We start from the raw sequence: 13,541 nt of genomic DNA, 5'->3' as shown, positions 1-13,541 counted from the left end.
CTTGCCGAGCGTGTCGCTGGGAGTCGGCTTGCTACTCGGATTGCCGACTCTGCGGATAGTCATCTCTAGTCCTCGCTTTGGATCGGGGGCTCTGTACTACTTCGGGGCGAAGTACGCGAGGAAGATGCTTACCCCGATCGCGACTACTGCGGCCACCGCGCCCGCCGCGGCAATCAGGTTTGCCCGTCTGGGGAGCTTCACTGCTTGCTTCCGAGCTCGGTACTCGGCTGCTGTTAGTGGTTCGATAACGGCGCACGTCAGCTCCTCGGGCTGGCGAAAGGTATCTATGAGGAGCCAGATTCCTGAGATCACAAACGTGGTATTTCCAACGGCCATAAGTGTTGCATCAGAGATAAAGAGCAGATTGCCAATCGTTTGCCGGATCAGCGACACCGAGGTTAGCGCCATAGAGGATAGAAAAAAGGTGCAGGCAGTGATCGTTTCTTTCCGTTGGCGTCGACTGACTTTGCCGTCGCCCTTGCGAGGAGAGTCCTTGGTCTGCCTTGTGGATGCCCAGTGTTGAACCATACCTCGAATCTCGTCGTATGGGCTCACGACAGATGCGCGGTTCGACCGCAGCTGAACCTGAGCTGCTGGTGTCTCGACAGACAGGTAGCTGAGTTCGCCGTCGCTCAGCGATCGGAGATCATGAGGGTTGGTGAAGTGACCGCCGTTGAACCGGGCACGAACCTCGGTCGTTCCGTGGTTGCTTAATAGCTTGAACAGGGCTTCTAGGTCGTCGATCGTGACGAGTACGCGACCCAGCTCGGCGCTCGGGGTCGGACGGTCGGTCGGCTGTCCGACTCGGTGGATCGCCATTTCAGCCTCTCGGTCTTAACGCAGTAGCAGGGTTCTAGTGGGGCTACTTCGGTGCGTAGATCGCCCAGACTGCGACGACTACTCCGACCAGGCCGACCAGCATTGCGCCGAGGGCGATTAGGTTTGCTTGGCGTGGCGCGATCGCTGACTGCTTCCGATCGCGGTACTCGGCCATCGTTCGGGGCTCCACGATAACCCACGAACGATCACGCTCCTTGCTGAACTTGTATCCGCCCCACCCTAGATAAGCCAGCATGGCGGCGAGGACTAGTCCAGCGCCGAAGTACACACTGGTTGAGCTTGTCAACTCGGCGGGAACACCAACGTAAAGTCCCAAGTAGGTCCCCAACGCGATGCCGAGGAGGCTACTGAAGAACGGCCAGAGGTAGATTCTCGAGAACGCCTCCGGCCGGATCTTGGTGCGGCGTGCCGCGGCCCACGCCACGACGTCCTTGCGGTGTTCTTCTACTGTGCTTGTAACGGAGGCGCGGAGCTCGCTCAGTTCGACCGTTAAGTCGCCTGCTATCACTGTGAGTTGCGACAGCTCTGCATCACTTAGAGACCGCAGGTCGTTCGCGTCTGTGAAGTGACCACCAATGAAGTTGACCTTCACGGGTCGCTCCGGACTTTCGAACTTCGAGGCGATCTGCAACAGGGCATCGAGGTCGTCGATAGTCAAGAGAATGCCGCCGAGCGTGTCGCGTGGAGTCGGCTTGTTCGCGGAACTACCGGCTCTGTGGATCGTCATCTCAAGTCCTCACGGCCGTGCGGGGGCTCAGGGCTACTTTGGAGGGAAGTATGCAAGGAAGAGAGTCACCCCGATCGTAACCAGCGCGGCTACTGCGGAGACGGTAGCAACGATGTTCGCCTGGCGTGGTCGATGATCAGACTTCTGTCTGTCGCGAAACTCCGTCATCGTTCTGGGCTCGATGATCGCCCAGGAGTAGCGACTGCGATTGGCGCGTAGATCACGACTGCTGGTCGTCTGAAGCCAGACGACCATACCCAGGCAAACGATGCCAAAGATTATTCTGATCCAGTTCGGCGATTCTTGAGTGACTGCCCACCATAGAATGCCGAATAGTCCGGCCATCAGAACGGGCGGGATCCATACCTCAGCAATCTCGATCCGCCTGCTCTTCATGCCCACGGGGCGAATGTCTGTGGCTCGATCTTTCGCCCAAGTCTTAACAGCGACACGGAGTCGTTCGTCCTCGGTGACGACTGACGCGAAAGACGGGGTCAGCTCGACACTGACAGCGCCTGAGACGACAGTGAGACGAGACAGCTCTTGGTCGCTCAGTGAACGTAGGTCGTTCGCGTCTGTGAAGAGCCCACCGCTGAAGCGCACTCGCAGCGGTTCTTCATCTGTCTGGTGGGGTCCAAGGAGCTGCATCAAAGCGTCTAGATCGTCGATCGTGACGAGGACGCAACCCAACCTTTCGCGAGGGGTCGGCTTGTTCGGTGCACTGCCGGCCCGATGGATGACCATCCACTGATCTTAGAAGGAAACTAGTGGATCTAGTAACCAAGGGCTGCGACTCAGTCGCGCCCGTGAGTCGTCCCGACTGGGACGAGTACTTCCTCGGGATCGCCGAGGCGTCGGCCCGTAGAGCCGACTGCGAGAGACGACGTGTCGGCGCGGTCATCGTCAAGGACCGCCGGGTCAGGGGGACTGGGTACAACGGTGCCCCGTCCGGGCGACCGGGTTGCGCCTCATGTCCACGAAGAGTGAGCGAAGTCCCACCCGGAAGTTTGTACGACACTGGACCGGGTCAGTGTGTCGCAATCCATGCGGAGGCGAACGTCCTGCTGCACTGCGACCGGGAGGATCTGATAGGCGCCACTCTGTACGTGACCTGCGAACCTTGTGACGGCTGCCTGAAGCTGATCGCCGCGTCAGGCGTTCGTAAGGTCCGTTACCCAGTACGGACTATCTGGCTCTCAGACATGCCATAGGGGCTAGGTAGTCAGCACGGACCGCGCTACGCTCCGTGAGTCTCGCCGGATGAGAGAGTACGGAGACGACGGAAGCCCCGCGCGGGGGTTTGTGAGGGGCTTGGAGGTCCGACCACACACCCCCCGCGCGGGACTCGGACGTGATCCTAGGCGCAAGCGCTTGTCGCTCGCCATCACGGTGTGTCGTCACGCGTGTCGCGTTTGACACTCCTGTCGTGCGTAACGAACCCGGTATCTCGGGCGATCGTAGAGTGCTCAACATAACCAAGATCAAATTGTTGAGCGTCTGACTACTGTCGCGGTTGGCGCTCTCGGATGTGTAACGGCTGTGCCGGTACGACCGATGTGCCGCAAGACAACCTTTCGCCCCGGGTGTCCAGTGCACCCAGCGATGCCGGCCGGTCCTAGCTTCCCGCTCGGACCGCCTCCCCGAGAGCCGCAGCCGCCCCGCGAGCGGCGGACGAACCACGTGCTCCACCTGATCCTGACGGTCATCACGTTCGGCATGTGGGCCTTCGTGTGGATCATCATGGTCCTCGCCCACAAGGCGGGCGAGTCGGCCGACCAGACGCGGTACAGCCGGGAGTACGAGCAGTACCGGATCGCGTACCACCAGTGGCAGACAGGGCAGCCGCCCGGACCGGCGCCCAGGCGCTGACCCTGATCGCATAGCCCCGGCTTCGGCGGGGCTTTTTGCGTTTCTGGCGTGTCGCGTTTGGCATCGCTTGGCGCGTGCCGGTGTTATCTCGCGGTGCCTACGATTCGCTGGGAAGCTGATGTCTGCCGATTCTTCTGGTCTGTGTGGGTCGGATCGGATCTCGTATGGGGGCTCGAGGACACTCGGACCAGGTGCCAGAAGAAGATCGACGAGCTGATCGCCCCAGCCCTCGCGCGGCCGGGGCTGGACGGAGTGGTCGCAGGTGGGTCGGTACGCCAAAGCCGCAGGTAGGCGGCACATCGGCAGCGTGTCGTACGTTCTGCAACGCGCGCCGATCCGTGGGCGGATCGACCACCTGCTCACCACCCCCGGGCTCGCGGACGCCGCGCACGAGGCCGTCGTGGACCGGGCGCCCGCGCACGACCGGCGCTTCTCCGACCACGCCCCCGTCGTCGTCCGGCTGGGGGCCGTGTGATCGCCGGCCGGATGGTCGGCGGCCGCTACCTGCTGCTCGACGAGCTGGGCCGGCGCGGTTTCGGGCCCACCCACCGTGCCGAGGACCGCATCACCGGCCGCACCGTCGCCGTCACCGAGATCGCGCTGCCCGCGGTCGCGGGGGTCCGGGAGCGGCTGCTCACGGAGGTCCGGGCGGCCGGACGGCTGCGCCACCCGTCGGTCGTCGGGGTGCTGGACCTGGTCACCGACCGGTCCTCGGCCGGGGACATGCGCGAGTACCTGGTCACCGAGCACCCGGAGGCGCGACCGCTGGGTGCGGTCGTCGGGACGGCGCCGCCCTCTCCCCGGCAGGTCGCGCTCGTGGGCCGGGACGTGCTGGCCGCACTGCGTGCGGTGCACGCCGACGGCGGCACCCACGGCGGCCTCGACGCCGACGCGGTGCTGGTCACCGCCGACGGCCGCGCCCTGCTCACCGACGTCGGCCTCGCCCGCGCGGTCGGTCCGCGCCCCGGCGGCAACGGTGCGCCCGCCGCCCCCGAGGGCGCCGACACCCCGGCCGCGGACCTGTGGTGCCTGGGTGTCGTCCTGCGCGAGGCGGCGGGCCCGCGCCCGTCGGCGGGCAGCGCGCTCGCGACGGTCCTGGACGGCCTCACCGCCGACGACCCGGCCGACCGCCCGACCCACGACCGGGCCGCCGAGCTGTTCGAACGCGGCGCCCGGCCCCGGTCACCGGGCGGGGACCTCGGCCGCAACCGCTGGATCCTGCTGGGCGTGGCCGGGGTGCTGGCCGTGGTCGTCGTCGTGCTGCTGGTCCTCGCCGTCCTCTGAGCACACCCGCCGGCGGGAACCCGGCGGCGCCCGCGACGCGGCGGGGGCAGGATGGGCCGGGTGAGCCGGAGCGTCGAACACCCCGCCGACCACCCCCGCGTCGCCGCCGTGAAGGAGGCGTTGCGCCGGGCCGGTGCCGATCCCGCGTCGATCGCGGGCCTGGTGCTGCTGCCCGACGCGGTGACCACCGCGGCCGCGGCGGCCGCCGCGCTGGAGGTGGAGGTCGGCCAGATCGCGAACTCGCTGGTCTTCGACGCCGACGGCGCCCCGCTGCTCGTGCTCACCTCCGGCGCGCACCGGGTCGACACCGACAGGGTCGCCGCCCTGGTCGGCGCGCAGCGGGTCGGCCGGGCGTCCAAGGAGCTCGTGCTGGAGGCGACCGGGCAGGTCATCGGCGGGGTCGCCCCGGTCGGGCACCCGGCGCCGGTGCGCACCCTGGTCGATGTCGCGCTGGGGGAGTTCGATCGGGTCTGGGCGGCCGGCGGGGTGGCCCGCTCGGTGTTCCCGACGACCTTCGACGAGCTCGTCGCGGTCACCGGCGGGACGCCCGCCGAGGTCGCCTGAGCCGTATTCCCGCACCGGCCGTGATCCATCGCCGGGAAACGGACGGTCGCTGCGATGATCCGCGAAACCTAGTGTGGGTGGCATGGCCGATACTCCTGCCGCACCCGTCCCGGCCGAGGCCGAACCGCCGGTCGGACTCCCGACCCCCGCACCCGCCGAACCGGTGCCCTCGGACTCGGCGTTCCGCCGGGCCCTGCGCCGGGTCCGGGACGGGTCCACCCTCGACGTCACCGAGGCCGCCGTCCTGCTCGCCGCCCGCGGTGAGCACCTCGACGAGCTGCTCGGGCACGCCGGCCGGGTCCGCGACGCCGGACTGGTCGAGGAGGGCCGCCCGGGCGTGGTCACCTACTCCCGCAACGTCTTCATCCCGCTGACCCGGCTCTGCCGCGACCGCTGCCACTACTGCACGTTCGCGACCGTCCCGCACAGGCTCGACGACATGTACCTGGAGCGCGACGAGGTCGTCGAGATCGCCCGCCAGGGCGCCGCGCAGGGCTGCAAGGAGGCCCTGTTCACCCTCGGCGACCGCCCCGAGGACCGCTGGCCGCAGGCCCGCGAGTGGCTCGAGGCGCGCGGCTACGACTCCACCCTCGACTACGTCCGGGCCTGCGCGATCGCCGTGCTGGAGGAGACCGGGCTGCTGCCGCACCTCAACCCGGGCGTCATGAGCTGGGAGGAGCTGACCCGGCTCAAGCCGGTCGCGGCCAGCATGGGGATGATGCTGGAGACGACGTCGCAGCGGCTGTTCGAGAAGGGCGGCCCGCACTTCGGCAGCCCCGACAAGGAGCCCGCGGTCCGGCTGCGCGCCCTCACCGACGCCGGCCGCGTCGGCGTCCCGTTCACCACCGGCATCCTGATCGGCATCGGCGAGAACCGCACCGAGCGGGCCGAGTCGCTGTTCGCGATCCGCTCCGCCGCCCGCGCGCACGGGCACGTGCAGGAGGTGATCGTCCAGAACTTCCGCGCCAAGCCCGACACCGCGATGGCGAACGACCCGGACGCCGACCTGGAGGACCTGGCCGCCACCATCGCGGTCGCCCGGCTGGTGCTGGGCCCGAAGGTCCGGCTGCAGGCGCCGCCGAACCTCGTCGGCGACGAGCAGGCGCTGATGCTGCGTGCCGGCATCGACGACTGGGGTGGTGTCTCCCCGGTGACGGTGGACCACGTGTCCCCGGAGATGCCGTGGCCCGCCGTCGACGAGCTGGCCGCGATCACCGAGGCCGAGGGCTTCTCGTTGCAGGAGCGGCTCACCGCCTACCCGAAGTACGTGCGGGCCGGGTCGCCGTGGATCGACGCGCGGCTGCACGGCCACGTCGCCGCGCTGGCCGGGCCGGACGGGCTCGCCCGGCCCGACGCCGTCGTGGAGGGGCGGGCGTGGCAGGAGCCCGACGGCGGGTTCGCCTCGACCGGGCGCACCGACCTGAACGCGACGATCGACACGACCGGGCGCACCGAGGACCGGCGCAGCGACTTCGGCGACGTCTACGGCGACTGGGACGAGGTGGCCGCCGAGCTGGAGCACCAGCGCGCCGGGCACGGGGCGGCCCCCGAGCGGCTCGACTCCGACGTCCGGGCCGGGCTGGACCTGGCCGCGTCCGACCCGGCGGCGCTGCTCGACCCGGCGCACGCCGACGCCGCGATGGCCGTGCTGACCGCCGACGGGTCCGCGCTGCGCACGCTGCTCGACCTCGCCGACGACGTGCGCAGGCAGGTCACCGGGGACGACGTCACCTACGTGGTCAACCGGAACATCAACTTCTCGAACGTCTGCTACGTCGGCTGCCGGTTCTGCGCGTTCGCCCAGCGCGAGCGCGACGCCGACGCCTTCCGGCTCTCGCTCGACGAGGTCGCCCAGCGCGCCGCGGAGGCCGCCCGTGACGGCGCCACCGAGGTCTGCGTGCAGGGCGGCATCGACCCGCAGCTGCCGGTGTCGTTCTACGCCGACCTGGTCCGCGCGGTCACCGCGGCCGTGCCGGGGATGCACGTGCACGCGTTCTCCCCGATGGAGATCGTCTCCGCGGCGGCCAAGGCCGGGGTGTCGATCCGGGAGTGGCTGACCGAGCTGAAGGCCGCCGGGCTCGGCTCGATCCCGGGCACCGCCGCCGAGATTCTCGACGACGAGGTCCGCTGGGTGCTGACCAAGGGCAAGCTGCCGGCGTCGCAGTGGATCGAGGTCGTCTCGACCGCGCACGAGCTGGGGATCCCCAGCAGCTCGACGATGATGTACGGCCACGTCGACGAGCCCCGGCACTGGCTCGGGCACCTGCGCACCCTGGCCTCGATCCAGGACCGGACCGGGGGGTTCACCGAGTTCGTGCCGCTGCCGTTCGTGCACCACAACGCGCCGATCTACCTGGCCGGGATCGCCCGGCCGGGGCCGACGGAGCGCGACAACCGGGCGGTGCACGCGTTCGCCCGGCTCGCGCTGCACGGGCGGATCGACCACGTCCAGTGCTCTTGGGTGAAGCTCGGCGACGACCTCGCCGCGGACATCCTGGCCGGGGGCGCCGACGACATGGGCGGCACCCTGATGGAGGAGACGATCTCCCGGATGGCCGGCTCGGAGAACGGCTCCGAGCGCTCCGTCGCCGAGCTCACCGCGATCGCGGCGGCCGCCGGTCGCCCGGTCCGGCAGCGGACGACGACCTACCGCGGCGAGCCCCGCGTGCTCACCCCGGCGTCGGGTACCGGGCCGCGGATGCTGCCGCTGACCCCGGCCTGATCCCGGCCGGTCCCGCGTCGCCCCCGGGCCGCGCGGGACCGGCTCGGCCGCCGATCGGCCTACGGTGGCGGTATGGGTGTACTCGGAGAGATGTTCCCGCGGAAGCGGATGCACGAGGACTCGGACGCCGCGCAGGGCGGACAGCAGTGGCGGCTGGGCCCGATCGACCTCGACAAGGGAGTGGTGACGGTCGAGCCGGCCCCGCGGCCCGAGGACCCGGAGCAGGAGAAGGACCGGGAGAACGGATGACGTGCTGACCGGGACGACGCCCCGCGGCTGCCGCAGCCCCCTCACCGCGCTGTCGCAGGACGTCCGCCCCGGCCGGTGGGCCGACCCCCCGATCCGGCCCACCCCGCCGCCGGCCGGGCCCGGAGGCGCGGCTTCGATCGGCAGAGTGAGGCCAACGGTACGATCTTGAGCAGTCCGGGGTCAAGGGAGGCGAGCGGGTGCGGCCGCAGGAGCTGGGCGCCGTGGGGCGCGGTCTCGGCCTGCTCGCCGACACCTGGACGCTGCTGATCCTGCAGCGCGCCTTCCTCGGCGTCAGCCGGTACGCGGAGTGGCGGGAGACCCTCAACATCTCCGACGCGACGTTGTCGGCGCGGCTGCGCGGTCTCGTCGACGCGGGTCTGCTCGAGCCCCGCAGCTACGCCGACGGTGCCCGCGAGCGCCGCGGCTACGCTCTCACCGAGCGCGGCGGCGACATCTGGAAGCTGCTGATCTGCACCTGGGACTGGGAGAAGACCTGGGTCCCGCGGGAGGTCCCGCTCCCCGAGATCGTGCACCGCGACTGCGGCCGCCCCACCCGGGTGCGGGTGTGCTGTGCGGCCTGCGGCGGCGCGGTCGGGCCGCGGGACACCGAGGTCGAGCGCGAGCCGTGGGCGCCGGGGCTGGACCTGCTGGCCCGCAGACACCCGCGGCGCACCCGCGGCACGCTGCCCGTCGACCCGCTCTCGTTCCTGCCCGGTGCGATGGAGATCATCGGCGACCGGTGGGGTGCCGCCGTCCTCGGCGCCGCGCTCACCGGGATCCGGGCGTTCAACTGCTTCGCCCACGAGCTGGCGATCTCCCCGGAGGTGCTGTCGGACCGGCTGCGCCGCTTCGTCGCGCTCGGGGTGCTCAGCCGCAGCGGCGACGGCGAGTACCGCCTCACCGACAAGGGCCGGGCCAGCTTCCCGATCCACGCCTGCCTGGTCGAGTGGTCGCACCGCTGGTGCGGCGGGGACGGCGCCCCGATCGACCTCACGATCCGCCACCGGGCCTGCGGGCAGCCGCTCTGCGTGCGGCTGGACTGCGAGCAGTGCGGGCGGGCGTTCGCCCGGGACTCGGTGTCCCCGGTGCGCCCGAGATGACGGACGGTAGGGAACGATGGCGGGCATGAACGACCCCCACCGTCCCCGCGTGCTGTCCGGGATCCAGCCCACGGCCGACTCGTTCCACCTCGGCAACTACCTGGGTGCGCTGCGGCAGTGGGTGGCCCTGCAGGACGACCACGAGGCGTTCTACTGCGTCGTGGACCTGCACGCGATCACGGTGGAGCACGACCCGGCCGAGCTGGCCCGGCGTACCCGGGTCGCGGCCGCGCAGCTGCTCGGGCTGGGGCTCGACCCGGACCGCTGCACGCTGTTCGTGCAGTCGCACGTCCCGGAGCACGCGCGGTTGTCCTGGATCCTGGAGTGCATCACCGGCTTCGGCGAGGCCGGCCGGATGACCCAGTTCAAGGACAAGTCCGCCAAGCAGGGCACCGACCGGGCGACGGTCGGGCTGTTCACGTACCCGATCCTGCAGGCCGCGGACATCCTGCTCTACCAGGCCGACCGCGTCCCGGTCGGCGAGGACCAGCGCCAGCACCTGGAGCTGACCCGCAATCTCGCGCAGCGGTTCAACCACCGCTTCGGCGAGACGTTCCGGGTGCCCGAGCCGCACATCCCGCAGGCCACGGCGAAGATCTACGACCTGCAGGACCCGACGGCGAAGATGAGCAAGTCGGCGTCGTCGCCCAGCGGGATCGTGGAGCTCCTCGACCCGCCGCGGACCTCGGCCAAGAAGATCCGCTCCGCGGTGACCGACAACGAGCGCGAGATCCGCTTCGACCCGGAGAACAAGCCGGGCATCGCGAACCTGCTCACCATCAACGCGGCGATGACCGACCGGAAGGTCGCCGAGGTCGAGGCCGAGTACGTCGGCCGCGGCTACGGCGACCTGAAGAAGGACCTGGGCGAGATCGTCGCCGCGTTCGCGGAGCCGTTCGCGGAGAAGGTGAACGGCTACCTGGCCGATCCGGCCGAGCTCGACCGGGTGCTCGCGCGCGGTGCCACCCGTGCGCGTGAGGTCTCCGGCGCGACACTGGCCGCGGTTCACGAGAGGATCGGGTTCCTCCCGCCCGCCTGAGCGACGCTCCCGGGGCGGGGAGAACCACCGAACCGGGGGAATGATGGCCGAGAACCGCGCTGCCACGATCGCGCACCGGCTGGAGACCGACGAGGAGGAGACCGAGACCTTCCTCGACCGCCAGCGGGAGAAGCATCCGTGGCTCGACCACCTGGTCCGGGCGGGGGAGCGCTACACCGAGAACCACGGCGACCACTACGCCGCGGCGATCACCTACTTCTCCATCCTGGCGCTGGTACCGCTGCTGATGGTCGGGTTCGCGGCGGCCGGGTTCGTGCTGCGCGGGAACCCTGAGCTCCTCGACTCCCTGCGCCAGGCGATCCAGTCGGCCGCACCGGGCCAGATCGGCGAACTGCTCGGCGGGATCGTGCAGACCGCGATCGACCGGGCCGGGGCGATCGGTCTGATCGGTCTGGTCGGTGCGCTGTACTCGGGCATCGGCTGGATGAGCAACCTGCGCGAGGCGCTGACCGAGCAGTGGGGCCAGCGGGACGATGCCCCGCCGATGATCAAGCGGCTGGCGTTCGACCTGCTCGCCCTGGTCGGGCTCGGGCTGGCCCTGGTGCTGTCGTTCGCGATCTCCTCGATCGGTGGCGCGGCGGGGAGGTTCCTGCTGGACCTGGTCGGCCTCGGCGAGGCGACGTGGGCACGCGTGCTGCTGAGCATCGCCTCGTTCCTGCTCGTGCTCGCCGGGAACTGGCTGGTGTTCCTCTGGGTGATCGCCCGGCTGCCGCGCGAGCCCGTGTCCCTGCGCAGCGCGGCCAGGGCCGCGCTGATCGGCGCGATCGGGTTCGCGATCCTGCAGCGGGTGATGGTGATCTACCTCGGCTCGGTCACGAACTCCGCGGCCGGTGCGGCTTTCGGATCGATCCTCGGTCTGCTGGTCTTCATCTTCTTCACCTCGCGGTTCCTGCTGTTCGTGACGGCCTGGGCCGCCAGCGCCGAGGAGAACGACCTGGGCTACCGCGACCTGCCCGCCCCGGCGATCATCCGGCCGCAGTACGTCGTCCGGGACGGGCCGGGCGCGCTCGCGTCGGCGGGCCTGGTCACCGCGGGTCTGATCGGCGGGGCACTCGGCCTGCGGGCCCTGGGGCGCCGGCGGCGCTGACCCGGATCGCCGTCCCGCCCCGATATCGGAGGACGTGATCCCGACGAACTCGCTGACCCGGTAAGCGAGTTCGCAGGAGGGCGTGGCCCGGCCCTCGGGCACCGGGGTCAGCCTGTGCCGTCTCGGCCGGTCCTCCCGGCACAGACCCCGACGAACTCCTTCGCCCGGTGAACGGTGCCGGGCGCCGGGACGATCCCGGGCGTCTGCCGCAGGTCAACGGCGCCGGCGCAGCCGCGCGGCCACCAGCGCCCCGACGCCGGCGAGCGCGGCGACCCCGCCGACCAGCACCGCGGCGGGGATCGGCGCAGCACCCGCGGGATCCGGGGCGCTGGTCGCCGTCGCCCCGTCCGCGCCCCTGGATCCCGTTGCGCCGTCCGCGCCGCCTGCCCCGCCCGCGGGGGCCGCGGCGCCCGGGGGCGTGTCCGAGCCGTCGGCGGAGCCCGTGGTGCCCGGCTCGACCAGCGTCCCGATCCCGGTGGCCGGGGCGCCGAAGCCCCAGTCCAGCAGGGCGCGGGCCTGGTCGACCATCAGCACCGGCCGGGGCTCGCCGCGCACGACGGCGACGACCAGCCGTCGCCCGTCGCGCTCCATCGCGCCGACGAAGGTGTGCCGGGCGGCGTCGGTGAACCCGTTCTTGCCGCCGAGGAAGCCGGGGGCACCGAGGAGCCGGTCGTCGTTGCCGAGCAGGAAGCCGGGCTTGTCGGCGAACCCGGGGAACGGGATGCTCCGGGTGGTCAGCGCGGCCGCGATCCGCGGGCGCTCCAGCGCGGCGCGCAGCAGCAGGCCCAGGTCGTAGGCCGATGCGGACATCCCCGGGCCGTCGAGGCCGGAGGGCGTCGCGGGACGGGTGTCCAGGGCGCCGAGGCGGCGGGCCTCGTCGCGCATGGCGGCCAGCGCCGCGGGGACCCCGCCGAGTTCGCGGGCCAGGGCGTTCGCGGCGTCGTTGCCCGAGGACAGCAGCAGCCCGTGCAGCAGCTGGTCGACCGTGTAGCGCCCGCCGGGACCGATCCCGGCCCGGCTGCCGTCGACATCTCCGTCCTCGGCGGTGCCCACGACCACCCGGTCCATCGGCAGCCGCTCGTCGACGACCAGCGCGAGCAACAGCTTGATCGTCGACGCCGGACGCTGCCGCGCGTGCGGGGCCCGGGCGGCGAGCACCGCACCCGAGTCGAGGTCGGCGACGACGTACGACGCGACCCCGACCGGCGGGGGCGGCACCGGCCCGGCGTGGGTGTCACCGCAGCCGCCGAGCCCGCCGACCGGTGGCGACGGCACCGGCAGCGGGGGGACGGCCACCGTCTCCTCCCGCGCGGGCGGGCCGGGCGGGACCTCCTGCCCCGGGCACCCCGCGGCGACCGCGACCGGAGCGGCGGAGGCGACCGGTGCGGTGCCCGCCGCCCCGGCCAGCGCGAGCGCCACGACGACGGGAACGAGCAGCCGGGCGGCGGGTCGGCGCGGGGAGCCCGGGCCGGCGGGGGTCGTCACCGTTGCAGCATGACCCACGGCCCGGCGGAACGGGCCGCCCGCCGCGGGCCCGGCACCACGGACCGCGCTCCGCGGCACGGTCAGCGCTCGACGATCTCCTTGACCCGGTCCAGGCTGCGCTCCAGCCCGTCGCGCATCAGGGTCTCGCGGTCCCGGCCCAGGATCCCGCTGCGCTGCAGCAGCCGTACCGGCAGCGCCGCCTCGCCGGTCTTCTCCCGCCAGGCGACGACGGTCGTCGCCCCGTCGCCGGCCGGCTCCAGGATCCAGCCCCAGGCCGTCTTCGACTCGCCGACCACGAAGGTGAACCGGCGGGCCGGCTCGCACTCGGTGACGCGGCAGTGCGTCGACCAGCGGATCCGTCCGTGCCGGTTGCCCCCGGTGAACCTCGCGCCCACGGCGGGCCCGGTCGCGTCGCCGCGCCACCGTCCTCCGGTGGCCTCCGGGCTCCACTCACCGGCCCGGGTGATGTCCGAGACCAGCTCCCACACCCGCTCCGGTGGGGCCTGCACCGTACGTTCCGCGCGATCCATCGATCCTCCTCCGAGACTGCCGTC

15 protein-coding genes are annotated in these 13,541 nt (G+C 71.2%); 10 read left to right on the top strand and 5 right to left on the bottom strand.

The window, feature by feature from the left end:
• Positions 1-96: 96 nt before the first annotated feature.
• The 3 genes from ND486_RS11570 to ND486_RS11560 are packed head-to-tail and all read right to left on the bottom strand — an operon-like array spanning position 97 to position 1,969.
• Positions 97-819 carry a hypothetical protein gene (locus ND486_RS11570; RefSeq protein WP_251784352.1) on the bottom strand — a complete coding sequence of 241 codons (723 nt, stop codon included), beginning with the start codon at positions 817-819 and terminating at the stop codon, positions 97-99.
• A 43-nt stretch (positions 820-862) separates the two neighbouring features.
• A complete protein-coding gene (locus ND486_RS11565; RefSeq protein WP_251784351.1) occupies positions 863-1,567 on the bottom strand; it encodes a hypothetical protein in 705 nt (234 codons plus the stop codon).
• A gap of 33 nt (positions 1,568-1,600) precedes the next feature.
• Complete coding sequence (locus ND486_RS11560; RefSeq protein ID WP_251784350.1) at positions 1,601-1,969, bottom strand: hypothetical protein; 369 nt, start codon at positions 1,967-1,969, stop codon at positions 1,601-1,603.
• A gap of 365 nt (positions 1,970-2,334) precedes the next feature.
• On the opposite strand from ND486_RS11560, the gene ND486_RS30025 reads away from it, so the two are divergent.
• From ND486_RS30025 to yhjD, 10 genes are all read left to right on the top strand, one after another.
• A complete protein-coding gene (locus ND486_RS30025) occupies positions 2,335-2,778 on the top strand; it encodes a cytidine/deoxycytidylate deaminase family protein (RefSeq protein WP_374231401.1) in 444 nt (147 codons plus the stop codon).
• Positions 2,779-3,247: 469 nt separating this feature from the next.
• A complete protein-coding gene (locus tag ND486_RS11555) occupies positions 3,248-3,436 on the top strand; it encodes a hypothetical protein (RefSeq protein WP_251784349.1) in 189 nt (62 codons plus the stop codon).
• Positions 3,437-3,743: 307 nt separating this feature from the next.
• Complete coding sequence (locus ND486_RS11550) at positions 3,744-3,911, top strand: hypothetical protein (protein ID WP_308215837.1); 168 nt, start codon at positions 3,744-3,746, stop codon at positions 3,909-3,911.
• A complete protein-coding gene (locus tag ND486_RS11545; protein WP_251784348.1) occupies positions 3,908-4,720 on the top strand; it encodes a protein kinase in 813 nt (270 codons plus the stop codon). The genes ND486_RS11550 and ND486_RS11545 overlap by 4 nt, the downstream gene beginning before the upstream one ends.
• A 60-nt stretch (positions 4,721-4,780) precedes the next feature.
• Positions 4,781-5,284, top strand: a complete 504-nt coding sequence (locus ND486_RS11540; protein ID WP_373324028.1) for a YbaK/EbsC family protein — start codon at positions 4,781-4,783, stop codon at positions 5,282-5,284.
• Between the two features lie 82 nt (positions 5,285-5,366).
• Positions 5,367-8,006 (top strand): bifunctional FO biosynthesis protein CofGH, encoded by a 2,640-nt coding sequence (locus ND486_RS11535; RefSeq protein WP_251784347.1) that lies wholly within the window; start codon positions 5,367-5,369, stop codon positions 8,004-8,006.
• Between the two features lie 72 nt (positions 8,007-8,078).
• Positions 8,079-8,255, top strand: coding sequence for a hypothetical protein (locus tag ND486_RS11530; protein WP_251784346.1), 177 nt, complete (start codon positions 8,079-8,081; stop codon positions 8,253-8,255).
• A 197-nt stretch (positions 8,256-8,452) separates the two neighbouring features.
• Positions 8,453-9,355: a helix-turn-helix domain-containing protein gene (locus ND486_RS11525; RefSeq protein ID WP_251784345.1), complete on the top strand. Its 903-nt coding sequence runs from the start codon at positions 8,453-8,455 to the stop codon at positions 9,353-9,355.
• A 25-nt stretch (positions 9,356-9,380) separates the two neighbouring features.
• Complete coding sequence (gene trpS, locus ND486_RS11520) at positions 9,381-10,394, top strand: tryptophan--tRNA ligase (protein ID WP_251784344.1); 1,014 nt, start codon at positions 9,381-9,383, stop codon at positions 10,392-10,394.
• A gap of 43 nt (positions 10,395-10,437) precedes the next feature.
• The gene (gene yhjD, locus ND486_RS11515; RefSeq protein WP_251784343.1) at positions 10,438-11,502 is read left to right on the top strand and encodes an inner membrane protein YhjD; all 1,065 of its coding nucleotides are present in this window, start codon (positions 10,438-10,440) and stop codon (positions 11,500-11,502) included.
• A 213-nt stretch (positions 11,503-11,715) separates the two neighbouring features.
• On the opposite strand, the gene ND486_RS11510 is transcribed toward yhjD, so the two are convergent.
• Positions 11,716-12,987, bottom strand: a complete 1,272-nt coding sequence (locus ND486_RS11510) for a D-alanyl-D-alanine carboxypeptidase family protein (protein ID WP_251784342.1) — start codon at positions 12,985-12,987, stop codon at positions 11,716-11,718.
• An 80-nt stretch (positions 12,988-13,067) separates the two neighbouring features.
• A complete protein-coding gene (locus tag ND486_RS11505) occupies positions 13,068-13,517 on the bottom strand; it encodes an SRPBCC family protein (protein ID WP_251784341.1) in 450 nt (149 codons plus the stop codon).
• Positions 13,518-13,541 lie beyond the last annotated feature (24 nt).

It is taken from the genome of Pseudonocardia sp. DR1-2 (assembly GCF_023717215.1).
Taxonomy (GTDB): Bacteria; Actinomycetota; Actinomycetes; order Mycobacteriales; family Pseudonocardiaceae; genus Pseudonocardia; species Pseudonocardia alni.
The sequence above is the reverse complement of the archived record's forward strand: the minus strand, read 5'-3'. Positions and strand labels throughout refer to the sequence as shown.

Excerpts from the sequence above, each read along its gene's own strand:
- ND486_RS11505 (WP_251784341.1), bottom strand. The coding sequence starts at position 13,517 with ATGGATCGCGCGGAACGTACGGTGCAGGCCCCACCGGAGCGGGTGTGG.
- ND486_RS11535 (WP_251784347.1), top strand. The coding sequence starts at position 5,367 with ATGGCCGATACTCCTGCCGCACCCGTCCCGGCCGAGGCCGAACCGCCG.
- ND486_RS11530 (WP_251784346.1), top strand. The coding sequence starts at position 8,079 with ATGGGTGTACTCGGAGAGATGTTCCCGCGGAAGCGGATGCACGAGGAC.
- ND486_RS11565 (WP_251784351.1), bottom strand. The coding sequence starts at position 1,567 with ATGACGATCCACAGAGCCGGTAGTTCCGCGAACAAGCCGACTCCACGC.
- ND486_RS11570 (WP_251784352.1), bottom strand. The coding sequence starts at position 819 with ATGGCGATCCACCGAGTCGGACAGCCGACCGACCGTCCGACCCCGAGC.
- trpS (WP_251784344.1), top strand. The coding sequence starts at position 9,381 with ATGAACGACCCCCACCGTCCCCGCGTGCTGTCCGGGATCCAGCCCACG.
- yhjD (WP_251784343.1), top strand. The coding sequence starts at position 10,438 with ATGGCCGAGAACCGCGCTGCCACGATCGCGCACCGGCTGGAGACCGAC.